Annotated in this window: 20 protein-coding genes; 17 read left to right on the top strand and 3 right to left on the bottom strand. The window is 62.2% G+C overall.

Features of this window, described 5'->3' with window-relative positions; genetic code table 11:
- Positions 1-81 precede the first annotated feature (81 nt).
- On the bottom strand, positions 82-1,302 hold the full coding sequence (locus AC1DMK_RS08375) for an NAD-dependent epimerase/dehydratase family protein (protein WP_477858296.1): 1,221 nt from the start codon (positions 1,300-1,302) through the stop codon (positions 82-84).
- A 119-nt stretch (positions 1,303-1,421) separates the two neighbouring features.
- On the opposite strand from AC1DMK_RS08375, the gene ybgC reads away from it, so the two are divergent.
- From ybgC to AC1DMK_RS08300, 15 genes are all read left to right on the top strand, one after another.
- A complete protein-coding gene (ybgC, locus tag AC1DMK_RS08370) occupies positions 1,422-1,877 on the top strand; it encodes a tol-pal system-associated acyl-CoA thioesterase (protein WP_477858294.1) in 456 nt (151 codons plus the stop codon).
- Positions 1,878-2,292: 415 nt separating this feature from the next.
- A complete protein-coding gene (gene tolQ, locus AC1DMK_RS08365) occupies positions 2,293-3,012 on the top strand; it encodes a protein TolQ (RefSeq protein ID WP_037069208.1) in 720 nt (239 codons plus the stop codon).
- A gap of 24 nt (positions 3,013-3,036) precedes the next feature.
- Positions 3,037-3,492, top strand: coding sequence for a protein TolR (gene tolR / locus AC1DMK_RS08360; RefSeq protein ID WP_037069205.1), 456 nt, complete (start codon positions 3,037-3,039; stop codon positions 3,490-3,492).
- An 8-nt stretch (positions 3,493-3,500) separates the two neighbouring features.
- Entirely contained in the window at positions 3,501-4,631 is a 1,131-nt protein-coding gene (locus AC1DMK_RS08355; protein ID WP_477858291.1) for a hypothetical protein, read from the top strand.
- Between the two features lie 22 nt (positions 4,632-4,653).
- Positions 4,654-5,964: a Tol-Pal system beta propeller repeat protein TolB gene (gene tolB, locus AC1DMK_RS08350; protein ID WP_037069198.1), complete on the top strand. Its 1,311-nt coding sequence runs from the start codon at positions 4,654-4,656 to the stop codon at positions 5,962-5,964.
- 156 nt (positions 5,965-6,120) lie between these two features.
- The gene (gene pal, locus AC1DMK_RS08345) at positions 6,121-6,651 is read left to right on the top strand and encodes a peptidoglycan-associated lipoprotein Pal (protein ID WP_037069196.1); all 531 of its coding nucleotides are present in this window, start codon (positions 6,121-6,123) and stop codon (positions 6,649-6,651) included.
- A 180-nt stretch (positions 6,652-6,831) separates the two neighbouring features.
- Complete coding sequence (gene ybgF, locus AC1DMK_RS08340; RefSeq protein ID WP_477858288.1) at positions 6,832-7,836, top strand: tol-pal system protein YbgF; 1,005 nt, start codon at positions 6,832-6,834, stop codon at positions 7,834-7,836.
- A gap of 11 nt (positions 7,837-7,847) precedes the next feature.
- A complete protein-coding gene (tilS, locus tag AC1DMK_RS08335) occupies positions 7,848-9,329 on the top strand; it encodes a tRNA lysidine(34) synthetase TilS (RefSeq protein WP_477858286.1) in 1,482 nt (493 codons plus the stop codon).
- Positions 9,330-9,426: 97 nt separating this feature from the next.
- A complete protein-coding gene (ftsH, locus tag AC1DMK_RS08330) occupies positions 9,427-11,358 on the top strand; it encodes an ATP-dependent zinc metalloprotease FtsH (RefSeq protein ID WP_037069190.1) in 1,932 nt (643 codons plus the stop codon).
- 249 nt (positions 11,359-11,607) lie between these two features.
- Positions 11,608-12,960: a phosphoglucosamine mutase gene (gene glmM / locus AC1DMK_RS08325; RefSeq protein ID WP_477858285.1), complete on the top strand. Its 1,353-nt coding sequence runs from the start codon at positions 11,608-11,610 to the stop codon at positions 12,958-12,960.
- Between the two features lie 394 nt (positions 12,961-13,354).
- Positions 13,355-14,176, top strand: coding sequence for an outer membrane protein (locus AC1DMK_RS08320; RefSeq protein WP_037069186.1), 822 nt, complete (start codon positions 13,355-13,357; stop codon positions 14,174-14,176).
- Between the two features lie 225 nt (positions 14,177-14,401).
- On the top strand, positions 14,402-15,580 hold the full coding sequence (locus tag AC1DMK_RS08315; RefSeq protein WP_037069183.1) for a phosphoserine transaminase: 1,179 nt from the start codon (positions 14,402-14,404) through the stop codon (positions 15,578-15,580).
- 101 nt (positions 15,581-15,681) lie between these two features.
- A complete protein-coding gene (gene serA / locus AC1DMK_RS08310; RefSeq protein WP_037069181.1) occupies positions 15,682-17,277 on the top strand; it encodes a phosphoglycerate dehydrogenase in 1,596 nt (531 codons plus the stop codon).
- A 155-nt stretch (positions 17,278-17,432) separates the two neighbouring features.
- Positions 17,433-17,585, top strand: a complete 153-nt coding sequence (locus AC1DMK_RS08305; RefSeq protein ID WP_037069178.1) for a hypothetical protein — start codon at positions 17,433-17,435, stop codon at positions 17,583-17,585.
- 129 nt (positions 17,586-17,714) lie between these two features.
- Complete coding sequence (locus AC1DMK_RS08300; protein ID WP_477858281.1) at positions 17,715-17,918, top strand: hypothetical protein; 204 nt, start codon at positions 17,715-17,717, stop codon at positions 17,916-17,918.
- Between the two features lie 199 nt (positions 17,919-18,117).
- Here the strand turns inward: AC1DMK_RS08300 and AC1DMK_RS08295 are convergent, their stop codons facing one another.
- Entirely contained in the window at positions 18,118-20,337 is a 2,220-nt protein-coding gene (locus tag AC1DMK_RS08295) for a heavy metal translocating P-type ATPase (protein WP_477858279.1), read from the bottom strand.
- Positions 20,338-20,440: 103 nt separating this feature from the next.
- On the opposite strand from AC1DMK_RS08295, the gene AC1DMK_RS08290 reads away from it, so the two are divergent.
- Both AC1DMK_RS08290 and AC1DMK_RS08285 read left to right on the top strand, forming a co-directional pair.
- On the top strand, positions 20,441-20,863 hold the full coding sequence (locus tag AC1DMK_RS08290; RefSeq protein WP_477858277.1) for a MerR family transcriptional regulator: 423 nt from the start codon (positions 20,441-20,443) through the stop codon (positions 20,861-20,863).
- A gap of 192 nt (positions 20,864-21,055) precedes the next feature.
- Positions 21,056-23,146, top strand: a complete 2,091-nt coding sequence (locus AC1DMK_RS08285) for a putative bifunctional diguanylate cyclase/phosphodiesterase (protein WP_477858276.1) — start codon at positions 21,056-21,058, stop codon at positions 23,144-23,146.
- On the opposite strand, the gene AC1DMK_RS08280 is transcribed toward AC1DMK_RS08285, so the two are convergent.
- Positions 23,117-24,016 carry a LysR family transcriptional regulator gene (locus tag AC1DMK_RS08280; RefSeq protein WP_037069940.1) on the bottom strand — a complete coding sequence of 300 codons (900 nt, stop codon included), beginning with the start codon at positions 24,014-24,016 and terminating at the stop codon, positions 23,117-23,119. The two genes, AC1DMK_RS08285 and AC1DMK_RS08280, sit on opposite strands and share 30 nt — an antisense overlap.
- Between the last annotated feature and the right edge of the window lie 60 nt (positions 24,017-24,076).

Genomic DNA, 24,076 nt, shown 5'->3' with positions numbered 1-24,076 from the left:
CTTCTGCCCACCGGGCAGACGGTGGCGGCAATCGGATGAGGCGGCGCTTCTCCTTCACCGGGGCGTTCGTCGCAACCATGGTCACGACACCGACTTCAGCCGCTTGCCTTCCGGATCGTGGTTGATCGTTGCGGCGATATCCCGGGTCCAGGCGGAGACGGCGGGAATGCGGGCGCGATCGACGCGATAGGCGAACTTCCTCGCGACATCGACGATCTCGCTCATCAATCCGGCCTTGAGCGTGGTCGGGTCGAGGCCGAGGTGTCGGAACTTGTCGTTCTCAACGATCAGCTCGTTTTCCGGCGCCTCCTTGCGCGGGTTGGGCAACCAGGCGATATCAGAGCCGCTGATCTTCGCGATGATCTCGGCAAGATCGCGGACGCGATGGGTCTCTGTCATCTGGTTGAAGATCTCGACACGGGCGCCGCTGGCGGGCGGGTTCTTCAAGGCAAGCTCGATGCAGCGGACCGAATCCTGGATGTGGATGAAGGCGCGGGTCTGGCCGCCGGTGCCGTGGACGGTCAAGGGATAGCCGATCGCCGCCTGGATGAGGAAGCGGTTCAGCACCGTGCCGTAGTCGCCGTCGTAGTCGAAGCGATTGATCAGCTGCGCGTGCCGGCGCGTCTGTTGCGTATGCGTTCCCCAGACGATGCCCTGGTGCAGGTCGGTGATGCGCAGCGCATCGTTCTTGGCATAGAAATGGAAGAGAAGCTGATCCAGGCACTTGGTCATGTGGTAGATCGAGCCGGGGTTGGAGGGATAGAGGATCTCCTGACTGACGGTTTCGCCGTTCGTGGTTTCGATGCCCACCCGCAGATACCCTTCGGGGATCGCTGCGCCAACCGTCGAGTAGCCGTAGACGCCCATCGTGCCGAGATGGACGAGGTGAGCGTCAAGCTGCAGCTCGACCAGGGCGTTCAGCAGATTGTGCGTGGCGTTGACGTTGTTGTTGACCGTGTAGTTCTTGTGCCGGTCGCTTTTCATCGAATAGGGGGCGGCTCGCTGTTCGGCGAAATGGATGATCGCGTCGGGCCTGTTGTCGGCGAGCCATCTCTTGAGCAGTTCGTAGTCCTTGGCGAGGTCGATGAGATTGAAGTGTATGCGCCGGCCGGTTTCGGCGTGCCAGATGCGGGTTCGCTCCTGGATCGAGTCCATCGGCGTCAGCGATTGCACGCCGAGTTCGGTGTCGATCCAGCGCCTTGAGAGGTTGTCGAGAATGTGGATGTCGTGGCCGGCGTCGGAGAGATGCAATGATGTCGGCCAGCCGATAAAACCATCCCCGCCCATCACCGCAATCTTCATGGGATCATCTCCTCCTCTGTAAGGTCGATGAGAAATTACTTAGGAACTATGACGATTGTTCAATGCTTGCACGGCGGAAAGTCTTGCGCCAAAGAGGGCGTATGACTTTGGAGAAGATTATGGCGGACAAAGGTTTTTCGATTTCGGGCGAACTCACGGAAGCGGGCCATCGGCTGCTGCAGCGGGTCTACTACGAAGACACCGATTTCTCCGGCCTCGTCTATCACGCCCGCTACCTGCATTTCCTGGAGCGTGGCCGCACCGACTATCTCCGCTGCCTCGGCGTCGAGCAGCGCGAACTCATCACCGCAGACGAGGAGGGGCTGGTCTTCGTCGTCCACCGGATGGAGATCGACTTCAAGGCGCCGGCGCGGATGGACGACATTTTGACCGTGCTGACACACACGCAAAAAGCCGGCGGCGCCAAGATGGTGCTCAACCAGGAAATCCGCCGTGACGATACCCTGCTCATCGCTGCAAAGGTCGTCATCGCCGTCATCAACGCCAACGGCCGGCCGCGGCGGCTGCCGGAGGCCTTGGCGGAGAAATTTCTCGAAGGCAGCCAGCCGCTCTGAAAGTCCCCAGCCGCGCATTGGCCGCACCTATGCCAAAACGTGGCAAGGGTGGCGGATTTCATCCTTGCAAAAACATGACTTTCATGTGAAGGAATTGCCGCGCTGCAAGATGAGCGCTGTTTTGGTCATCGACCTCAGATCTGACCAAGTAATCCAAGGATGATTCTTTTCCGCAGATAGATTCGCTGTCATTGTCCGATGCTAACGAACTGTTAACCATAATGGTGTCTTACTCGGATTGTCAGAGTTTGTGCGGTGCACGCCTTCCTTTGACCAAATTTGACGGCAAGGAAAGCGGATAAGAGCTTGGAAGCTTGACCAGGGCTTTGGGCGGCGGCCGCCAGACACTTCTTGCGAGATCACTTCGTGCCGCCCGGTCAAGTGCCGGGCGTTTGGATTCGGGGATTTTGGATCAATGGAACAAGTAGGATTGGCAGCAGCAGCGACGGACGTGAGCCTGTGGTCGCTGTTCATGCAGGCAGGTCTCGTCGTCAAACTGGTCATGCTCGGGCTCATCGCAGCCTCCGTCTGGACCTGGGCGATCGTCATCGACAAATATCTGGCCTTTGGCCGCGCGCGGCGCCAGTTTGACAAGTTCGAGCAGGTGTTCTGGTCGGGCCAGTCGCTGGAAGAACTCTTCCGCTCGCTGTCCGAGCGCAACAACACGGGCCTCTCCTCGATCTTCGTCGCCGCCATGCGCGAATGGAAGAAGTCGTTCGAGCGCGGCGCACGCTCGCCGATCGGCCTGCAGATGCGTATCGACCGCGCCATGGACGTGACGCTCGCCCGTGAATCGGAATTCCTCTCCGCCCGCCTGGGCTCGCTTGCGACGATCGGTTCTGCCGGTCCGTTCATCGGCCTCTTCGGTACTGTCGTCGGTATCATGACCTCGTTCCAGGCGATCGCCGGTTCGAAATCCACCAACCTTGCGGTCGTCGCACCCGGTATCGCCGAAGCGCTCCTTGCCACCGCGATCGGCCTTGTCGCCGCTATTCCGGCGGTTATCGCCTACAACAAGTTCTCCGCCGACGCCGGCAAGCTATCGGGTCGCATGGAAGGTTTCGCGGACGAATTCTCCGCCATCCTTTCGCGCCAGATCGATGAGAAGCTGCAGCCGCGTCAGGCTGCGCAGTAAACGCACGGAAACGGAGTAAACGACATGGGCATGGGTGCTCCAAGCAGTGGCGGAGGCGGCGGCGGACGCCGTCGTCGTGGCGGACGCAGAGGTGGCGTCATTTCCGAGATCAACGTGACTCCGCTCGTCGACGTCATGCTTGTTCTTCTCATCATCTTCATGGTCGCAGCACCGATGATGACGGTCGGCGTGCCGATCGACCTGCCGGAGACGCAGGCCAAGGCGCTGAACTCAGAAACGCAGCCGATCACGATCTCCGTCAAGAACGACGGAACGGCGTTCCTTCAGGAAACACCGATCCCGGTCGAGGAAATTGCCGCCAAGCTCGAGGCGATCGCGACCACCGGCTACAATGAACGCATCTTCGTTCGCGGCGACGCGACGGCGCCTTATGGCGTGATTGCCGATGTCATGGCCCGCATCCAGGGTGCAGGCTTCAAGAATATCGGCCTCGTGACGCAGCAGAAGAAGGACCAATAGCGAACGCTATGAAGGCCAGTATCGTCACATCTGCTGCTTTGCACTGTGCACTGCTTGCCTGGGCGCTGATCTCGATCGGCTCCCCGGAGCAGTTCAAGGTCGAGGACTTCGAGGCGATGCCCGTCGACCTCGTGCCTGTCGAAGAGATGACGCAGATGCAGCAGGGCGACAAGACGGCCAAGCCGAGCGAAAAGCCGGCTCCGAAGCCGACGGCCAAGCCGACCAATGTCGAAAACGCCGAGAACATGGGCGAGAACAAGGTCGACCTGAAGGCGCCCCCGATCCCCAACGCCAAGCCGAACAACAACGAAAGTGCTGCCGCCCAGAAGGCCTCCGAGAAGCCGCTTCCCCAGAATGATCCTGTGCCGAACGAGGTGAAGGACATCATGAAGGAAGAGACGGACGTCGAGCCGCAGCAGGTTGCGTCGATCACGAAGCCCGAGATCACGCCGCCGACGCCGACGCCTGAGAAGGCGGAGGAAAAGCCGCAGGAACAGGCCGAGCCGCCGAAGCCCGATGCCGAGGCGTTGCCTGACAAGGTGCCGACACCCGTCGTCAAGCCGCAGGTGAAGCCGCCGGAACAGAAGCCGGCGGAAAAGCCGCCTGAGAAGAAGACCGAAGACAAGGCCCAGACGGACGAAAAGCCGACCGACAAGAAGAAGGCCGACAAGAAGCAGGAAAAGGCCAAGGCCTCCTCCTCGAAGTCGTCCGATTTCAACTCCGACGAGATCGCGGCCCTGCTCAACAAGCAGGACCCGTCGAACGGCGGTGCCAAGAGCTCGACCGAAGTGGCATCGCTCGGCGCCAAGAAGGCAACGGGTGGTTCCAAGCTGTCGATGAGCGAGATGGATGCGCTGCGCAGCGCGATTGCCGGCAACTGGTCCGTTATCCCGGGAATGGAAGGTGCGAGCGACGTTCGCATCAAGGTCCATATGAAGCTTGACCCGGATGGCAACATCATCGGCTCGCCCGAGGTCGAAGCGGTCGGCGGCACCAACGAGGCAACGCGGATGGCGTTGGCGAGCGGTGCCAAGCGCGCCGTCATGAAGTCGTCGCCGTTCACAAACCTTCCGAAAGACAAATATGACGCCTGGGGCGAAGTCATCGTCAACTTCGATCCCAGCGATCTAGCCCTTTAAAATGCTGAAAGGCTTGTCCTCCATGACCAAGTGTTCTCTCATCCGCGCCTTGATGGTCGCCGTCGGCATGATAACCACTGCTGTTATCGCCACGCCTGCGAACGCGCTTGTCGAAATCAACATCAACAAGGGCAATGTCGAGCCCCTGCCGATCGCGATCACCGATTTCCTGCAGGGCGACATGGGCGCGCAGGTGTCGCAGGTGATTGCAGCCGACCTTCAGCGTTCGGGCCTCTTTGCGCCGATCAACAAGAACGCCTTCATCGAGAAGATCTCCAATCCCGATGCCGCTCCGCGCTTCGAGGACTGGAAGGTCATCAATGCGCAGGCGCTGGTCACCGGCCGCGTGACGCAGGAAAGCGATGGCCGCCTTCGCGCCGAGTTCCGCCTCTGGGATACGTTTGCCGGCACGCAGATGACCGGGCAGCAGTTCTACACGCAGCCGGAAAACTGGCGCCGCGTGGCGCACATCATCGCCGATGCGATCTACAAGCAGATCACCGGCGAGGAAGGCTACTTCGACACCCGCGTCGTCTTCGTGAACGAATCCGGCACCAAGCAGGATCGCAAGCGCCAGCTCGCCATCATGGACCAGGACGGCTTCAACGTCCGCATGCTGACCAACGGCAGCGACCTCGTCCTGACACCGCGCTTTTCGCCGAACCGGCAGGAAGTCACCTACATGTCGTTTGCCAACCAGCAGCCGCGCGTCTACCTGCTGCAGCTGGAAACCGGACAACGCGAAGTGGTTGGCAACTTCCCCGGCATGACCTTCTCGCCTCGCTTTTCGCCGGACGGTCAAAAGGTGGTCATGAGCCTGCAGCAGGAAGGCAACGCCAACATCTATACGATGGACCTGCGTTCGCGCACGACGACGCGCCTGACCTCGACGGCGGCGATCGACACCTCGCCCTCCTATTCTCCTGATGGCGGGCGTATCGTCTTCGAAAGCGACCGCGGCGGTCACCAGCAGATCTACGTGATGAATGCCGACGGCTCGGGCCAGACGCGTATCTCCTTCGGCGACGGCAACTATTCGACACCGGTCTGGTCGCCGCGCGGCGATCTCATCGCCTTCACCAAGCAGTCGGGCGGCAAGTTCTCGATCGGCGTGATGAAGCCGGACGGTTCGGGCGAGCGTATCCTGACGACGGGCTTCCACAACGAAGGCCCGACCTGGGCGCCGAACGGCCGCGTGATCATGTTCTTCCGCCAGGCGGCAGGAGCGGGTGGTCCCCAGCTCTACTCGATCGATCTGACCGGCTACAACGAGCAGCTGATCAAGACCCCGAACTTCGCATCGGACCCGGCCTGGTCGCCGCTTCTGGAGTAGGAAAGACCGTGGACGTGCCTTGTTGTCGCCTCAAAAATCCTGGATTGGGGCGGCAGAGGGACAAATCAACCATTCGTTAACCATAATTCTTGAATGCCGATTAACCGAGTACGGTTACAGTCCGGCAACCTTAATCAAGTCGCAAGGAGACCGGCCATGAGCCGAATTCACACCCCGGCAATGAGCCGCATGCAGAGTTTCGCCCGCAACCCCGTCATGATCGCGCTCGTTGCCGGTCTTGCCCTGGCTGGCTGCGCCAACAAGAAGAACATGGCCAACAGCGCCGGTGATCTCGGCCTTGGCGCCGGCGCCGCAACGCCGGGCTCCGCCCAGGACTTCACGGTCAACGTCGGCGACCGCATCTTCTTCGACACCGACTCCACTTCGATCCGTGCGGACGCCGCCCAGACGCTCGACCGTCAGGCTCAGTGGCTCGGTCGCTATCCGAAGTATGCGATCACGGTCGAAGGCCATGCCGACGAACGCGGCACCCGCGAATACAACCTTGCTCTCGGCGCTCGCCGTGCAGCTGCCGCCAAGGACTACCTCGCTTCGCGCGGCGTTCCGGCACAGCGCATGAAGACGATCTCCTACGGCAAGGAACGTCCGGTCGCCGTCTGCGACGACATTTCCTGCTGGTCGCAGAACCGCCGCGCCGTCACCGTTCTCGGCGGCGCCGGCATGTAAGTGCCGGCTCGGCACAGAATTGCCGAGGTTTGTTACAATTTGGAAAGGCGGCTCCTTCGCGGGCCGCCTTTTCTTTTTGAACACACTTTGGCCAGACTCCGTTGCTTTTTGAAAGTAATTGGAAAAATCTCCCGTTCGTGCCATCGAGGCACGAAGAATCACTGGGACAGGACGAACCATATGAAGAAACTTGTCGTTGCGGGCATGCTGTGCCTCGCGGCATTGGCCGGGACAGAGCAGTCGGCGAATGCGACGTCGCTATTCGGCTGGCGCATTGGCGAGAATGCCGGTGAGCGGCAGCAGAACGCGCCCGTCGTCAACGTGCAGGCGGCAGGGGGCGCGGAAGTGCGCGTCCAGCAGCTCGAGGAGCAGCTTCGCCAGCTGAACGGCCGCATCGAGGAGATGAGCTTCCAGCTCCTGCAAATGCAGGAAACGATCCGCAAGGCGCAGGAAGACAACGAATTCCGCTTCCAGGAACTGGAAAAAGGCGGCGGCAGCAGCGCCGGTGGCAGCAGCAAGCCGATGAAGAAGAGCGAGGCGGATCTGCCTGCTTCGGGCCAGACTGCCCAGGGCGGCGATGATGTCGCTCGCACGATCCAGGCGACACGGGGAGCCGAAACGGCTCCCTCGACCGATGTTCCTGCGAACGATGGCCTCGGCCAGCCGCCGAAGCAGCTCGGTTCGATCGATTTCGACCAGAGCGGGAATCCGGTTGGCGGCTCCGTCAACCAGGGCGCGGAGGTCGGCTCCGGCCCGTTGCCAAATGTCGACGGGAGCCAATCCTCGCAGACGGCGTCGCTCGGCAGCGAAGCGGACCAATACAAGGCTGCCTACGGCCACGTGCTCTCCGGCGACTACTCCACGGCCGAGCAGGAGTTCACGCGGTACATTGCGCAGTACCCTGGCAGCGCACGAGCCGCCGACGCAAACTTCTGGCTCGGCGAGGCGCTCTATTCGCAGGCCAAGTACAACGATGCGGCCAAGACCTTTCTGGACGCGCACAAGAAGTACGGCAGCTCGGAAAAGGCGCCTGAAATGTTGCTGAAGCTCGGCATGTCGCTTGCTGCGCTCGACAATACCGAAACTGCCTGTGCGACGCTCAGGGAAGTGTCGAAGCGCTATCCCAAGGCATCGCGCGCCGTCATAACCAAGGTTGCGAGCGAACAGAAGCGTCTCTCCTGCTAAGGCCTTCCAGGTTGCGTCCGGACGGCACCATTTCTCCCGAAACGGCCGCGCGCCGCTTCCTCGATTCGCTGGTCCAGCCTTCGCGCATTCTCGTCGCGATTTCGGGCGGCAGCGATTCCACCGGCCTGCTTCTTTCGCTCTCGGATGCGCTGAAGGCCGCCCCCCGTTCAAGAATCTCCCTCTGTGCCGCCACCGTCGATCATGCGATGCGGGCCGAATCAGCAGATGAAGCGCGCCAGGTCGCCGCTCTCTGCCGGTCTCTCGGTATCGCGCATGTCACCAAGGTCTGGCAGGGGCCGAAGCCGAAAGCCGGCATCATGGCGGCTGCGCGGGATGCCCGCTACGCGTTGCTCGCCGAGGCGGCGGCCGAGCTTGCCGCCGACATCATCGTGACCGCGCATACGCTCGACGACCAGCGCGAGACGCTTGTCATGCGCGGGCTGCGCTCGACCGCGAACATGACGGGCATTGCCGACGCGGTGCTGTACGACCGGCGCGTCTGGGTGGTTCGGCCGTTTCTTCAATGTTTGCGTCAGGAAATTCGTGACGGCCTGCGCCGCAGCGAGAACACCTGGTTTGACGATCCGAGCAATGACGATCCGACATACGAACGGGTGCGCACGCGCCAGAAGCTCGCCGGGCGGGGGATCTCCTTAGAGGAACTCGCCATGATGGCGGCAGCCCGGCAAGCGCTTGCCGCCGGTGCCGCGCGGTGGCTCGATGCGCATGTCAGTGTGCATGGCGCGATGCTCGGGCACCTGTCGCAGGCCGGGCTTGCCGTTGAGAGGGTGCTTCTCGGCCATGGGCTGTCGCGGCTTGCGGCGGTGTTCGGCGGCCAGCCCTTTGCGCTCGGGCGGGAGCCGATGGGAAGCGTTCTAGATTTTGTCGCTGCAGGCAGACCCGGGAGGGTGACGGCCGGGCGCGTGATCTTCGATTTGCGACGCGATGGGCTTTACCTGGCGCGGGAGACGCGTGGCATCCTGCCGCTTGCCCTTGCGGCGGGCGAGCGTGGCGTCTGGGATGGCCGGTATGTGGTGAACAATTGCTCGGAGGTGGATATTGTGGTGTCTGCTCTGGAGGGTGCGGCGCCCACAGGCTCCCTCATTCCTGTGCTCGTCACAGGAGCCCAGCCGCGGCGCGGCGGCGCCGCGAAGGACCCTCTCGCGCCCAAGGACCTGGGCGCGCTGGGCTCCTGTGACAGGCACAGGAATGAGGGAGGAGGGGGACCGGCTGCCGGCAATTTGCGGGTGGAGGAGACTTCGCGCCTGCCGAAAAGCGCCCTTCGACGCGCACTTGCGGCGCAACCGCACATCTCGGCATCGGCGATTTCAACGGACCTGCCAAATCAAATCCGGATCGAGCCCTATTTCGCGCTCTTCGACCGTTTTTTGACACGATTCGACTTCATCTTCGCCGACAGCCTTGCGGCTGCCTTTGGAGCACGCCCCTATCCAAAACCGCCTTTAGGTCTTATTGACGGAAAAACCATCTAACGGACCGGTTTGCCTTGGCAATAGCCTGGCGCACTCCTATGTTAGAGGCAAATAAGACGGTCGCCATGAGGCGGTCGTTCCAGTGCTGGGGAGTTCGATGAACCCTAATTTACGTAATTTCGCCTTGTGGGCAATTATAGCGCTTCTGCTGATTGCCCTCTTCAGTATGTTCCAGACGTCGCCGGCGCAGACCAGCTCGCGCGATATCCCTTACTCGCAGTTCCTGCGCGAAGTGGATGCGGGCCGCGTCAAGGAAGTCGTCGTCACGGGTAACCGCGTCTCCGGCAGCTATGTTGAAAACGGCACCACCTTCCAGACCTATTCTCCTGTGATCGATTCCAATCTGCTCGATCGCCTGCAGACCAAGAATGTCCTGGTTTCCGCCCGTCCCGAAACCGACGGTTCTTCCGGCTTCCTGAGCTATCTCGGCACGTTGCTGCCCATGCTGCTGATCCTCGGCGTCTGGCTGTTCTTCATGCGCCAGATGCAGGGCGGTTCGCGCGGTGCGATGGGCTTTGGCAAGTCCAAGGCCAAGCTTTTGACGGAAGCGCACGGTCGTGTGACCTTCGACGACGTCGCTGGCGTGGACGAAGCCAAGCAGGATCTTGAAGAAATTGTCGAATTCCTGCGGGATCCGCAGAAGTTCCAGCGTCTGGGCGGCAAGATTCCGCGCGGCGTTCTTCTGGTTGGCCCCCCGGGCACCGGCAAGACGCTGCTCGCCCGCTCGGTTGCCGGCGAAGCCAATGTTCCGTTCTTCACGATCTCCGGTTCCGACTTCGTTGAAATGTTCGTCGGTGTCGGCGCAAGCCGCGTCCGCGACATGTTCGAACAGGCCAAGAAGAATGCGCCCTGCATCATCTTCATCGACGAAATCGACGCCGTCGGCCGTCATCGTGGCGCCGGTCTGGGCGGCGGCAACGACGAGCGCGAGCAGACGCTGAACCAGCTGCTGGTCGAGATGGACGGCTTCGAAGCCAACGAAGGCATCATCCTGATCGCGGCGACCAACCGTCCCGACGTTCTCGATCCGGCGCTGCTGCGTCCGGGCCGCTTCGACCGCCAGGTCGTCGTTCCGAACCCTGACATCGTCGGCCGCGAGCGCATCCTCAAGGTTCACGCCCGCAACGTTCCGCTGGCACCGAATGTCGACCTCAAGATTCTGGCCCGCGGTACGCCCGGCTTTTCCGGTGCCGACCTCATGAACCTCGTCAACGAAGCTGCCCTGATGGCCGCACGCCGAAACAAGCGCGTCGTCACCATGGCGGAATTCGAAGACGCCAAGGACAAGATCATGATGGGCGCCGAGCGCCGCTCTTCGGCGATGACCGAGGCGGAAAAGAAGCTCACTGCCTATCATGAGGCCGGCCACGCCATCACCGCGCTCAAGGTGCCGGTTGCCGATCCCCTGCACAAGGCAACCATCATCCCGCGCGGCCGTGCTCTCGGTATGGTCATGCAGCTCCCCGAGGGCGACCGCTATTCGATGAGCTACAAGTGGATGGTGTCGCGCCTCGTCATCATGATGGGCGGCCGTATCGCGGAAGAGCTGACCTTCGGCAAGGAGAACATCACCTCGGGTGCGTCCTCCGATATCGAGCAGGCCACCAAGCTAGCCCGCGCCATGGTCACCCAGTGGGGCTTCTCGGACCAGCTCGGTCAGGTGGCCTATGGCGAGAATCAGCAGGAGGTCTTCCTCGGTCATTCGGTGTCGCAGTCAAAGAACGTCTCCGAGGCGACCGCCCAGACGATCGACAACGAAGTGCGGCGCCTGATCGACGAGGCCTATACCGAGGCCCGCAAGATCCTCACCGATTACCACGACGAGTTCGTGGCGATTGCCGAAGGCCTGCTCGAATACGAGACGCTGACCGGAGAAGAGATCAAGGCGCTGATTCGCGGCGAGAAGCCGTCGCGTGATCTCGGCGACGATGCACCGACAAGCCGTGGGTCGGCGGTACCGAAGGCCGGTACCCGTCCGTCTGCCAAAGGCGACGAGACCGAGGGTGGTCTGGAACCACAACCACACTGATTTCCTTTGGAAATGAAGGATCGGCCGGGCACCAGGTATGGTGCCCGGCCTTTTTCGTCAGCAGTCAGTAACGAGATATATTCAGTTTTCTCGCTAATTTACGTGATGATAGCGGCGTTTTATGGCATGCCGCTGACATGAGGAGGCCTCAATCAGGTCTTTTGTAGCCAAGTAATGCGCCTGATGGCGTAGACTTGCTTAAGTTGTGATGCGCTGCCCATGGGGCGCGCCCAAGGCACAGGGGTGCATATGAAAAGACGTTATTTCGGGACGGATGGCATTCGCGGTCAATCCAACGTGTTCCCGATGACACCGGACCTCGCGATGCGGGTGGGCATTGCAGTCGGAACCATCTTTCGCCGCGGCAACCACCGTCACCGGGTCGTCATCGGCAAGGACACGCGGCTGTCGGGTTACATGCTGGAAAACGCCCTGGTCGCGGGCTTTACCGCGGCCGGCCTCGATGCCTTCGTTCTCGGTCCTATTCCGACGCCCGCCGTCGCCATGCTGACGCGGTCGTTGCGCTGCGATATCGGCGTCATGATCTCGGCCTCGCACAATCCTTACGAAGACAACGGCATCAAGCTGTTCGGACCGGATGGCTACAAGCTCTCCGACGACCTCGAGGCGCAGATCGAGGACCTGCTTGAACGGGACCTGTCGTCGCAGCTGGCCAAGTCTGACGATATCGGTCGCGCCAAGCGCGTCGATGGCGTCCACGATCGCTACATCGAGCACGCCAAGCGTACGCTGCCGCGCGATGTCACGCTTCAGGGCCTCAGAATTGCGATCGATTGCGCCAATGGCGCCGCATACAAGGTGGCACCGGCCGCACTTTGGGAACTTGGCGCAGACGTCGTCACGATCGGCGACGAGCCGAACGGTACCAACATCAATCTCAATTGCGGATCGACCAGCCCGGTCGCGCTTCAGAAGAAGGTCGACGAAGTGCGCGCCGATATCGGCATCGCGCTCGACGGCGACGCCGACCGCGTCATCATCGTCGACGAGAATGGCGCCGTTGTCGACGGCGACCAGCTGATGGCCGTGATCGCCGAAAGCTATGCCGAGAGCCAGCAGTTGCGCGGCGGCGGCATTGTCGCCACCGTCATGTCTAATCTCGGCCTTGAGCGGTTCCTTCAGGACAAGGGCCTCGGCCTGGTGCGCACGATGGTCGGCGACCGCTACGTGGTCGAGCATATGCGCCAGCACAACTACAATGTCGGAGGCGAACAGTCCGGGCATATCGTGCTCTCCGACTACGGCACAACAGGCGATGGCCTGGTTGCGGCCCTGCAGATCCTTGCCGCCGTCAAGCGGACGGGCAAGACGGTCAGCGAGATCTGCCGTCGTTTCGAGCCGGTGCCGCAGCTCTTGCGCAATGTCCGCATTTCCGGCGGCAAGCCGCTCGAAGACATCCATGTCCAGAAGGCGATCGCGGACGCCGAGGCGGAACTCGCCAAGAGCGGCCGTCTCGTCATTCGCCCCTCCGGAACCGAACCGCTGATCCGCGTCATGGCGGAAGGCGACGATCGCAGCCAGATCGAGCGTATCGTAAACGACCTGATCGGCACGATCTCAAGCGTCCGCACGGCCGCCTGAGCCTTGAAACGACGAACCCGGCGTTTTCGCCGGGTTCTCCTCCTGCTGATGGTGCGCCAGAACCGCGGCGCTACTTGCGACAGGTGCTCGCAGCAAACGAGATATCCTTCCTCGGGCGCTCTAGGTGCCTGTGCAGACCACCAGGCTCGATGTGCAATCCCGATTTCAAACATTGACACGATCTCCACCCGCAGGCGGCTGTGCGCCTGCCGTGGAGTGTCACGCGGCGCGACGGCATTCCGTCGGTCGCAGGGGTAGTTTAGGATTCAGCAATAAACACGGTAAATATTTGTAGTTAAGCAGCTTTTAACATTTGTACTTCATTATCCATTCCGAAACGTGTCCGACTGGCAGCGATTGGTCCTGCCATGCCACGAACTTTGGAGTGGGATCCATGAAAAGAAGCCTATCCGGCATCTTTGCCGCCTTGCTGATCACGTCGAATGCCTATGCCGCGGACCTTGCTCCTGCGGAGCCGATCCCGGAAATGCCCGAGGTCACCGTCACCGAAGCGACCGGCTGGTATCTTCGCGGCGACGTCGGCTACGGTTTCACCGATCTGCGCGGTGCGCGCTACTTCCAGGGCAGCAATGCCAACGAAGTGGATTTCACCACCGCGGATCTGCGTGATGCCTTCACGGTCGGCGGCGGTGTCGGTTACCAGATCAACAGCTATCTGCGTACCGATGTCACGCTGGACTACCTTGCGAAGTCGGACTTCAACGGTTCGACTGTCGGCGGCTGCGGTGTCGCCTTGGATTGCACCTCAAGCGACATTTCTTCGCTGACTGCCTGGAGCCTCATGGCGAACGCCTATGTCGACCTTGGCACCTACGGATACTTCACTCCCTATGTCGGCGCGGGCATCGGCGGCACCTACGTCAAGTGGAAAGACCTGCAAAACACGTCGTGCGAAACGGGCAACCCGGGCAACTGCGATCCCACCGTCACACACGGTGGCGATGGTAACTGGCGGTTCAGCTACGCGCTGATGGCCGGCGCCTCGATCGACGTTACCTGCAACGTCAAGGCCGATGTCGGTTATCGCTTCCTCCACGTCAACGGCGGCGATATGTTTGGCTACAACCTGAACGGTGGCCCTGGCCGCGACAGGGGCTTCAACGTTCACGAAGCCCGCATCGGTGCCCGCTATCTCTTCGGCGGTTGCGCCCCGGCCCCCTACGAGCCGCCGCCGGCACCGGTGGTCTACAAGTAAGCCCGTCGAGAGCGGAGCACGATCTCCTGCAAAGCCGCCCACACCGGGCGGCTTTGTGCATTTCGACATGCACCGCGTCCCGCTTTCGACGCCCGTCCGTCGCACCTGCGTCAAAAAATCCTCCACCAGCGACAATTCGCCGTTGACTATGTCCGACGCCATCTGTATCCACGGCGGCGGGACACTCCTCCCCAACGAGGAGCTATCTATCTGGAAGGATAGCAGATGGCAAAGACCGCAAAGCCGGACGTACGTCCGCAAAATACCCATTTTTCTTCTGGCCCTTGCTCGAAGCGCCCCGGTTGGTCGCTCGAAGCCCTTTCCGACGCGCCGCTTGGCCGTTCGCACCGCGCGAAAGTCGGAAAGACCAAGCTCAAGCAGGCCATTGATCTTACCCGCGACATTCTGGAAGTGCCGGCGGATTACCGCATCGGCATCGTTCCTGCTTCCGATACCGGCGCCGTCGAAATGGCGCTCTGGTCGCTGCTCGGCGAGCGCGGCGTCGACATGGTCGCCTGGGAAAGCTTCGGCGCCGGCTGGGTCACCGATGTCGTCAAGCAGCTGAAGCTGAAGGACGTCAGAAAGATCGAAGCCGGCTACGGCGAGCTTCCCGACCTCTCGACCATCGATTTCGACCGCGACGTCGTCTTCACCTGGAACGGCACGACTTCGGGCGTCCGTGTTCCGAACGCCGATTTCATCCCGGCCGGCCGCAAGGGCCTGACCATCTGCGACGCCACCTCGGCCGCGTTCGCGCAGAACCTCGATTTTGCCAAACTCGATGTCGTGACCTTCTCCTGGCAGAAGGTTCTGGGCGGCGAGGGCGCGCATGGCGTCATCATTCTCTCGCCGCGTGCCGTCGAGCGCCTCATCACCTACGCACCGGCATGGCCGTTGCCGAAGATCTTCCGCATGACCTCCGGCGGCAAGCTGATCGAAGGCATCTTCACCGGCGAGACGATCAACACGCCGTCGATGCTGTGCGTCGAGGACTATATCGATGCGCTACAGTGGTCGAAGCAGGTCGGAGGCCTCAAGGGGCTGATGGGCCGCGCCGACGCCAACGCCAAGGTCATTGCCGATTTCGTTGCCGCCAACGACTGGATCGCCAATCTGGCGGTGAAGCCGGAAACCGCATCGAACACCTCGGTCTGCCTGAAGATCGTCGACAGGGACGTTGCGGCACTCGACGCCGACGGCCAGGCGAATTTCGCCAAGGGCATCGTCAGCCTCCTCGACAAGGAAGGTGTCGCCTACGACATCGGCCACTATCGCGACGCGCCGTCCGGCCTGCGCATCTGGGCGGGTGCGACGATCGAAACCGCTGACATGCAGAAGCTTATGCCCTGGCTTTCCTGGGCCTTCGAGACGCAGAAGGCGACGCTCTCCCAGGCTGCCGCCTGAGTTGATCGCATTCTGAGTTGATCGCATCCGGCTCCGCCGAACGGGCGGAGCCTCGCATCCCTATTACAGTCATCGCTGAACACTTTTGAAGGAAGCCCCCAATGGCACCTCGCGTTCTCGTATCCGACGAATTGTCGGAAACCGCCGTCCAGATCTTTCGCGATCGCGGCGTCGAAGTCGATTTCCAGCCGCAGCTCGGCAAGGACAAGGACAAGCTCGCCGAAATCATCGGCAATTATGACGGTCTTGCCATCCGCTCGGCCACCAAGGCGACGGAAAAGCTGATTGCTGCCGCCACCAACCTCAAGGTCATCGGCCGCGCCGGCATCGGCGTCGACAATGTCGATATCCCGGCTGCCTCGCGCCGCGGCATCATCGTCATGAACACGCCCTTCGGCAACTCGATCACGACGGCCGAACACGCCATCGCCCTGATGTTCGCAGTTGCCCGCCAGCTGCCGCAGGCTGACGCCTCGACGCAGGCCGGCAAGTGGGAAAAGTCGAAGTTCATGGGTGTCGAGATCACCGGCAAGACGCTCGGCGTCATCGGTGCCGGCAATATCGGCTCGATCGTCTGCTCGCGCGCCATCGGCCTGAAGATGCACGTTGTCGCCTACGACCCCTTCCTTTCCAAGGAGCGTGCCGAGGAGATGGGCGTCACCAAGGTCGAGCTCGAGGAACTGCTCTCCAAGGCCGATTTCATCACGCTTCACGTGCCGATGACGGACAAGACGCGCGGTATTTTGGGCGCCGAGAACCTCGCAAAGACCAAGCCCGGCGTTCGCATCATCAACTGCGCCCGCGGCGGCCTCGTTGACGAAGCGGCGCTGGCCGAAGCGATCAAGTCCGGCCATGTAGCCGGTGCCGCCTTCGACGTGTTCGAAGTCGAGCCCGCCAAGGAAAGCCCGCTCTTCGGCCTGCCGAACGTCGTCTGCACGCCGCATCTCGGCGCGTCGACCTCGGAAGCGCAGGAAAATGTTGCGCTGCAGGTTGCCGAGCAGATGTCCGACTATCTCGTCAAGGGTGCCGTTTCCAATGCCATCAACATGCCGTCGATCACCGCTGAGGAAGCGCCGATCCTGAAACCGTTTATCCGTCTTGCCGACGTTCTCGGCGCCTTTGTCGGCCAGGTCACGGAAGAGCCCATCAAAGAGATCGAAATCCTCTATGACGGTATCACCGCCGGCATGAACACCAAGGCGCTGACCAGCGCGCTGCTCGCCGGCCTGATCCGCACCCAGGTGTCCGACGTCAACATGGTTTCGGCGCCGATCATGATCAAGGAAAAGGGCATCGTCCTCTCCGAGGTCAAGCGCGACAAGACTGGCGTTTTTGACGGCTTCATCAAGCTGACGGTCAAGACCGAATCGATGACCCGCTCGGTCGCCGGCACGGTCTTCTCCGACGGCAAGCCGCGCTTCATCCAGATCAAGGGTATCAACCTCGACGCCGACGTCGGCAGCCATATGATCTACATCACCAACACCGACGTTCCCGGCATGATCGGCTTCATCGGCACGACGCTCGGCACCGCCGGTGTCAACATCGCCAACTTCCAGCTCGGTCGCGACCAGCAGGGCGGCGATGCGATCGCGCTGCTTTACGTTGACGGACCGATCGGCGACGACGTTCTCGGACAATTGACCGCGAACCCGGCAATCCGGCAGGCCAAGCCGCTCGTATTTGCTATCGACTGAGACTTCTCCCAAGGAAGCATGAAAAAGCCCGGCGCGGGAAACTGCGCCGGGTTTTTTACCGTTCGGCTGCAGCAATCCCGGTGTTGATCCGCTCACCGCACAAAGCTATCGTCCTTGGCGTAAGTCATGCCCCGGAGATCAATGCGGAGATTTTGATGACACGATTTGCAATCGCCATTGCGATCACATCCCTTCTGGCACTTTCATCCTGTGCAAACACCGCCAATGGCCTGGCGAAGGATGGCAGGGAGGCCAGCAAGGCGCTCGATGCCAGTACGCATCGCGTGCTCAAGGCCGGCGCCAATTGAGCCGACGGACTGCTTGAACGCCAAGCTGTACTCAGACACGCACGACCCCCGAAGGTTGATGTCCAACTTTCGGGGGTCAGTTGATTTCTGGCGGGCTTTCTATGTTATTGCGGTGTCGCCGGAGCCGGAGTGGCCGGCGCTGCGGGCGTTGCCGGAGCTGTCGCAGGCGGCGTTGCTGCCGGAGGCTCGGCTGCCGGGGGTGTTGCTGCCGGTGGTGTCGTAGCGGCCGGCGGCGTTGTCGCCGGGGGCGTTGCAGCGGGCGGCGTGGCCGGCTCGGTCGCCGGAGCTGTCGTTCGTGAGGTGGTCGATGCTGGCTCTGACCTCGGCCAATAGGTAGCAGCCAAGGCCGCTACCACCACGGCGACCGCCAGGACAATCCACATTGTCTTCGAAGACCACCTCGGCGAGGGGGTCTTCACTGTATTGGGTCGGTTGAAATCATTGGTCATGTTAGTCCTCCTCCGAAACAATAACTCTTCGGCGAGCGTTATGTTCCGTCGTTCCCCACAATTTTGCACCTGCGGTTGCGTTCCTACCGCGGCGCGGCCAGCAACCGCAGTGCATTGATGGTGACCAGCACCGTGGCTCCCGTGTCGGCAAGGATGGCCGGCCACAGGCCGGTGATGCCGGCGATCGTCGTCACCAGGAACACCGCCTTCAGGCCGAGCGCGATGGTGATGTTCTGGGCGATGTTGCGCATGGTGCGCTTCGACAGGGCGATCATCGCCGCCACGTCGCCGACACGCCCGTGCAGGACGGCGGCATCGGCGGTTTCGAGCGCGACGTCGGTGCCGCCCCCCATGGCGATGCCGACATCGGCCGCGGCGAGCGCCGGGGCGTCGTTGATGCCATCGCCGACCTTGGCGACCTTGAACCCCTGGCGCTGAAGCTCGCCGACGATCCGCTGCTTGTCTTCCGGCATCAGTTCGGCGCGAACCTCGATGCCGAGTTCTTCGCCGATCGCATTCGCCGTCCGGCGGTTGTCACCGGTCAGCATGACGATCTTGACGCCCGCATCGGTCAACGCCCTGAGGCCGGATTTCGCGTCCTCGCGCGGTTCGTCGCGCATGGCGACTGCGCCTGCGAGCGTATTGCCTGTGATCAGCACGGAGACGGTCTTGCCTGCATCGTTGAGCGCAGCAATCCGCGCTGTCTGCTCGACGGACAGGGCAATGCGTTCGCCGGCAGCCTTGGGCGAGCCGAAGAAGACGGGCGTTCCCTCGACAATTGCGAAGACGCCCTTGCCGCCGAGCGCCCTGGCTTCGGTTGCGGCGGGGATGGGGATATTGCCGGCCGCAGCTCTTGCCAGAATCGCAAGCGCCAGGGGGTGGCTGGAGCCGGTCTCGAGGGCTGCCGCATATGTCAGCACTTCGCCTTCGCTCCGGCCGAAGCTCAGCACGTCGGTCACCTTGGGCCTGCCTTCCGTCAGCGTGCCTGTCTTGTCGAGCGCGACGGCGTCGATCTTGCCAAGCGTCTCCAGCACGGCGCCGCCCTTGAGAAGCAGGCCGCGACGCGCACCTGCCGAAAGCGATGCGGCGATTGCCGCCGGCGTGGAGATCACCAGCGCGCAGGGGCAGCCGATCAGGAGGATGGCGAGCCCCTTGTATATCCACAGGTCCCAGGCGCCACCGCCCAAGAGCGGCGGCAGCACGGCAACCAGCGCGGCAACGACCACGACCCCGGGCGTATAATATCTGGAGAAACGGTCGATGAAGCGCTCCGTCGGGGCCTTCGATTCCTGGGCCTCCTCGACCAGCCGGACGACGCGGGCAATCGTGTTGTCAGCCGCAGCGGCGGTGACGCTGACGCGCAGCGCGGCGTCGCCGTTGACCGTGCCGGCGAAAACCGTGTCGCCTTCGCCCTTGCGCACCGGCGTGCTTTCGCCGGTGACCGGCGCCTCGTCGATCGCGCTTTCGCCAGAGACAATGGTGCCGTCGGCAGAAATGCGGTCGCCCGGGCGCACGAGGATCGTCGAGCCGACGGCAAGGCTCTCGGCCGGAACCTCGCGCGTCGCACCGTCCACTTCGAGAAGCGCGCTCTTCGGCACCAGCGTCGTCAGAGACTGGATGCTGGCACGCGCCTTGCCTGCGGCCACCCCTTCCAGTAGCTCGCCGACGAGAAAGAGGAAGACAACGGCTGCCGCTTCCTCCCCGGCGTTGATGATGACCGCGCCAACCGCTGCGATCGTCATCAGCATTTCGATGGAGAAGGGCGTCCCGGCAAGCGCTGCCATCACGGCGCGTCGCGCGATCGGGATCAGTCCGACCAGCATAGCGGCGACGAAGGCATAGGTCGCGATCGAGGGCACGAGATGGCCCAGTGCGTAGGCCGCAACGAGTGCGGCGCCGGACAAAATGGTCAGGCGGCCCTTCCTGCTTTGCCACCACGGGCCGGCCATCGGCGCATGATCATGGCCATGCAGCCCCTCGATCTCGGGGGGGGCAGCCGGATGCGCGTGCTCATGCTCGTGAGTATGGCCGTGGTCGTGGCCGCAGGTGCGGTGATCGTGGGCATGACGCGTGGCCGTGGCCGCGTGGAGCTGGGCCACGGCATAGCCGAGGCCGGTAACCTTCCTTTCGATCGCGACAAGGTCGCTGCTGCCGTCGTGGCGCACCGTCATCGTGCCCGACGTCACCGATACCGAGACATCCTCGACGCCGGGCATGCGCCGCACGGCGGTGTCGATCTTTGCCGCGCAACCGGCGCAGTCCATGCCCTCGACCCTGTATCGCTTCTCGATCGTCTCGCCCATGATCAACTTCCCTATTGGTCAGCTTCCCCAATGGTCAGCTTCCTTGTCATTCAGAAGCATCCTCCCTACATCCTCTAGCGACTAGAGGTGCAAGAGGAAAATCATGAAAAAGATCACGATCGGCGACGCTTCGCGGCAAAGCGGCGTGAAGGTGCCGACCATCCGCTATTACGAAAGCATCGGCCTGCTTGCGGAGCCGAGCCGCAGCGAGGGCAACCAGCGATCCTACGAACCCTCCGACCTGCGCCGGCTGGTCTTCATCCGCCATGCCCGCGAGCTTGGCTTCGAAGTGGATGCAATCCGCACCTTGCTGACCTTGCAGGACGATCCTCACCAGTCCTGCGCCTCTGCCGACGCCATAGCCAAGGCGCGACTTGCGGACGTGGAGCAGCGTATCCGAAGCCTGATGGCATTGAAGGTGGAACTGGAGACGATGGTCGAAGGCTGCGGCCATGGCCGCGTCGATCAATGCCGGGTGATCGAGGTGCTCGCAGATCACGCTCAATGCGCGCATTCGCACCACTGATGCTCTTGCGGTTCTTGGGGTCGCCTGCAGTGCCGATGGGATGAAAACACAGCAACCCGAGGACGAAACGTCGCGGTTTGCACAATATAGAGGCTGCCAGCCTAAAGAATATGCGATCTATGATTCTGATTTTATTTAGTTTTTTTCACTATACCGGTAGGGTCCGCCACCCATACTTGATGTGATTTGACCATGACCGGCATTGAGAGAGCATTTGTTTCGATTGGTACTCCCAACGACGATTTCCAGTCGTTGTTTGCCACCCATCCGTCGCCGATGTGGGTATACGATCCGGATACGCTGGGCTTCCTGATTGTCAACAACGCTGCGGTCGATCTCTACGGCTATTCCCGAGAGGACTATGCAGGGATGACCGTGCTCGATATCCGCCCCGGCCATGAACGCCGACGCATGCTGAATGCCGTGCACGGCCGTACCGACATGGAACGGGCAGAGCGCTGGACGCATCTCAAGGCAAGCGGCGAGATGCTGGAAGTTCTGACCTACGGCCGGGCGGTGCGCTTCAATGGGCGCGATGCCATTCTGGCGATCGTTCAGGACCGGACAGAGGTGAACGCCGCGCAACGCGAGGTGAGCGACACGCGCTCGCTGCTCGACAGCATCGTCGACAATCTTCCGGTCGGCGTGTTCGTCAAGGACATGGCGGAGGAGGGCCGGTATATCCTGTTCAACGAGGCATGCGGCACCATCGTCGGCCGCGATCCGGCCGATGTCGTTGGAAAAAGCGATCTGGGCATGTTCGACCGAAGCCAGGCCGCACTCTTCTGGGCGCAGGATAGGAAGGCTTTTGCAGCGAACTCGACGGTGAGCGTGGAGGAGACGATACGCCGCACCGATGGCGAGTCGCGAATTCTGCGGACGGTGAAGCGTGCGCTGCCGGCGCCGGATGGCAGCCTGCCGCGCTATCTGCTCGGCATCTCCCAGGATGTGACCGAGGAACGCTCCGTCGAGGCGCGGCTGGCCTACATGGCCATGCACGACGCGCTGACGGGTCTGCCGAACCGTGCCTTCTTTTCCGATCACATCGAGCGCGCGGCGAAGATCGCCACCGCGGAGACTGCGATCGCGCTGCTCTACCTGGACGTCGACCATTTCAAGCACATCAACGACAGCAAGGGGCATGCCGCCGGCGACGCGCTGCTTTGTCAGGTTGCTGCGCGGCTGAGGCAGCTGGCGGGAGAGGGCGATCTGGTCGCCCGCCTCGGCGGCGACGAATTCGCACTCCTCGTGCGGCTCGATCAAGCAGGCGGCATCGAGCGCTTCGCTGAACGCCTCCTCAGCTCGCTGTCGGCGCCCTTCAACCTCGACGGCGCGAACGAACACGTCACCTGCAGCATCGGTATTGCCATTGCGCCCGACCATGCGGATGACGACGACGTGCTGATGCGGCATGCGGACCTGGCGCTCTACGCGGCCAAGGAAAGCGGGCGTTCTACATACCGCTTCTACGAGCCGACGATGCGGCTTGAGGCCGAACGCCGGCACATGCTCACGGTCGAACTGCGCGATGCGCTCCTGATGAACCAGTTCGAACTCTATTACCAGCCGATCATCCAGCTGGATGATGATGGGCTTGGCGGTTTCGAAGCGCTCATCCGCTGGCACCATCCGCAACGCGGGCTCATTCCGCCGATGGACTTCATACCGGTCGCCGAGGAAACAGGCCTGATCGTGCCGATCGGCGAGTGGGTGCTGCGCGAAGCCTGCCGCACGGCCGCCGCATGGCCAAAGCATCTGAAGATCGCGGTCAACCTTTCGGTTCGCCAGTTCCGCCACAACAGCCTGCTGGCCAGCATCGTGTCGGCGCTCGATGAGAGCGGCCTGCATCCCGGGCGGCTGGAAATCGAGATCACCGAGTCCGTCTTTCTCGCTGATGTCGAGCAGAGCCTGCCGCTGTTGTGGGCGCTGAAGGAACTCGGCATCCGCATCGCCATCGATGATTTCGGCACGGGATATTCGTCCTTCAGCTACCTGCGCGCATTTGCCTTCGACAAGATCAAGCTCGACCGCAGCTTCGTTGCCGGCATCGAGACGGATCCCGGCAATCTCGCCATCGTGCGTGCCGTTGTCGGCATCGGCTCCGGTTTCAACGCGACGACGCTTGCCGAAGGTGTTGAAACCGAAGAGCAGCTGCAATGGCTGCATGCCGAAGGCTTCAGTGAAGTGCAGGGCTTTCTGCTCGGCAGGCCGATGCCGCAGGCGGAGGCCGAGGCGCTGATCGACGGCAGGGCATCACGGCTGCTTTGCGCCGTCCGCCGCTGACGCGATCGCATCGAAGGCATCCGCCGCCTTGCTGCGGTAGCGCTCCTGGTGGCGCAGCAGAAAGAACGGGCGGGGCAGGGCTTGGACGTTGGCCTCGACCAGCGAACCGCTTTTCAGAAGTGGTGCCACGATGGTGCGGGACATGAGTGTCGCGCCGAGACCGGTCTCGACCAGGCCGATCACGGTCTCGTTGCCCGGCAGCGCCATCGCAACGTCAAGGTCGCCGATCCCAAGCCGTGCGGTTTGCAGCAGGCTTTCGAAAGCGTGGCGTGTGCCAGACCCCGCCTCGCGCAGAACCCAGGCCGTTTGCGGAAAATCGGCAACGCCGCGCGGCCGGCCGTCTGCCCAGGAATGACCGGGTGCGACGACGACGATCATCTCGTCGATTGCAACCTTTCGCGCCGACACGCTGCGGCGCTCGTCCGGCCACTCGATGAGGCCGATCTCCGCCCTGCCTTCGACCACTGCGTCGGCCACCTCCTGCGTGTTGCCGATGCGCACGCCAAGGGCGATGCCGGGGTAGAGCCGACGATACTGCGCAAGCCGCGGCGCCAGCCAGTAGCCGGCGACCGTCTGGCTCGCCATGATTGACAGTTCGCCGTGCATCAGGCCGGAAAGATCCATCAGCGCAGCTTCCGCAGCCTTGGCGCTGGCAAGCACGGCCTGCGCCTCCTTGAGGAACAGCCGTCCGGTCTCGTTGAGGACGATCGAGCGACCGACGCGATCAAACAGCGTCACCCGATGGCGGCTCTCAAGCGTGGAGATCGCGGCGCTGACTGCCGATTGGGTCATGTTCAGCCGCGCCGCGGCCTGGGTGATATGCTGCCGGGCGGCGACCTCTGCGAATATGCGAAGCTGCTCGAGTGTCATCGGAATCCACGCGTCTGATTCATTCGATTTTATCGAATGAAATGAGAATTACAATTCGTT

The organism is Rhizobium sp. 05L419 (assembly GCF_056397845.1).
Note: the sequence above shows the minus strand (reverse complement) of the source record. Positions and strands in the feature narration are given on the sequence as shown.

Coding starts and splice junctions, on each gene's coding strand:
- AC1DMK_RS08290 (WP_477858277.1), top strand. CDS start 20,441: ATGAAAAAGATCACGATCGGCGACGCTTCGCGGCAAAGCGGCGTGAAG.
- AC1DMK_RS08320 (WP_037069186.1), top strand. CDS start 13,355: ATGAAAAGAAGCCTATCCGGCATCTTTGCCGCCTTGCTGATCACGTCG.
- glmM (WP_477858285.1), top strand. CDS start 11,608: ATGAAAAGACGTTATTTCGGGACGGATGGCATTCGCGGTCAATCCAAC.
- AC1DMK_RS08315 (WP_037069183.1), top strand. CDS start 14,402: ATGGCAAAGACCGCAAAGCCGGACGTACGTCCGCAAAATACCCATTTT.
- ybgC (WP_477858294.1), top strand. CDS start 1,422: ATGGCGGACAAAGGTTTTTCGATTTCGGGCGAACTCACGGAAGCGGGC.
- AC1DMK_RS08285 (WP_477858276.1), top strand. CDS start 21,056: ATGACCGGCATTGAGAGAGCATTTGTTTCGATTGGTACTCCCAACGAC.
- ybgF (WP_477858288.1), top strand. CDS start 6,832: ATGAAGAAACTTGTCGTTGCGGGCATGCTGTGCCTCGCGGCATTGGCC.
- AC1DMK_RS08355 (WP_477858291.1), top strand. CDS start 3,501: ATGAAGGCCAGTATCGTCACATCTGCTGCTTTGCACTGTGCACTGCTT.
- AC1DMK_RS08375 (WP_477858296.1), bottom strand. CDS start 1,302: ATGAAGATTGCGGTGATGGGCGGGGATGGTTTTATCGGCTGGCCGACA.
- AC1DMK_RS08305 (WP_037069178.1), top strand. CDS start 17,433: ATGACACGATTTGCAATCGCCATTGCGATCACATCCCTTCTGGCACTT.
- AC1DMK_RS08295 (WP_477858279.1), bottom strand. CDS start 20,337: ATGGGCGAGACGATCGAGAAGCGATACAGGGTCGAGGGCATGGACTGC.
- ftsH (WP_037069190.1), top strand. CDS start 9,427: ATGAACCCTAATTTACGTAATTTCGCCTTGTGGGCAATTATAGCGCTT.
- AC1DMK_RS08280 (WP_037069940.1), bottom strand. CDS start 24,016: ATGACACTCGAGCAGCTTCGCATATTCGCAGAGGTCGCCGCCCGGCAG.
- tolB (WP_037069198.1), top strand. CDS start 4,654: ATGACCAAGTGTTCTCTCATCCGCGCCTTGATGGTCGCCGTCGGCATG.
- pal (WP_037069196.1), top strand. CDS start 6,121: ATGAGCCGAATTCACACCCCGGCAATGAGCCGCATGCAGAGTTTCGCC.
- tolR (WP_037069205.1), top strand. CDS start 3,037: ATGGGCATGGGTGCTCCAAGCAGTGGCGGAGGCGGCGGCGGACGCCGT.
- tolQ (WP_037069208.1), top strand. CDS start 2,293: ATGGAACAAGTAGGATTGGCAGCAGCAGCGACGGACGTGAGCCTGTGG.
- serA (WP_037069181.1), top strand. CDS start 15,682: ATGGCACCTCGCGTTCTCGTATCCGACGAATTGTCGGAAACCGCCGTC.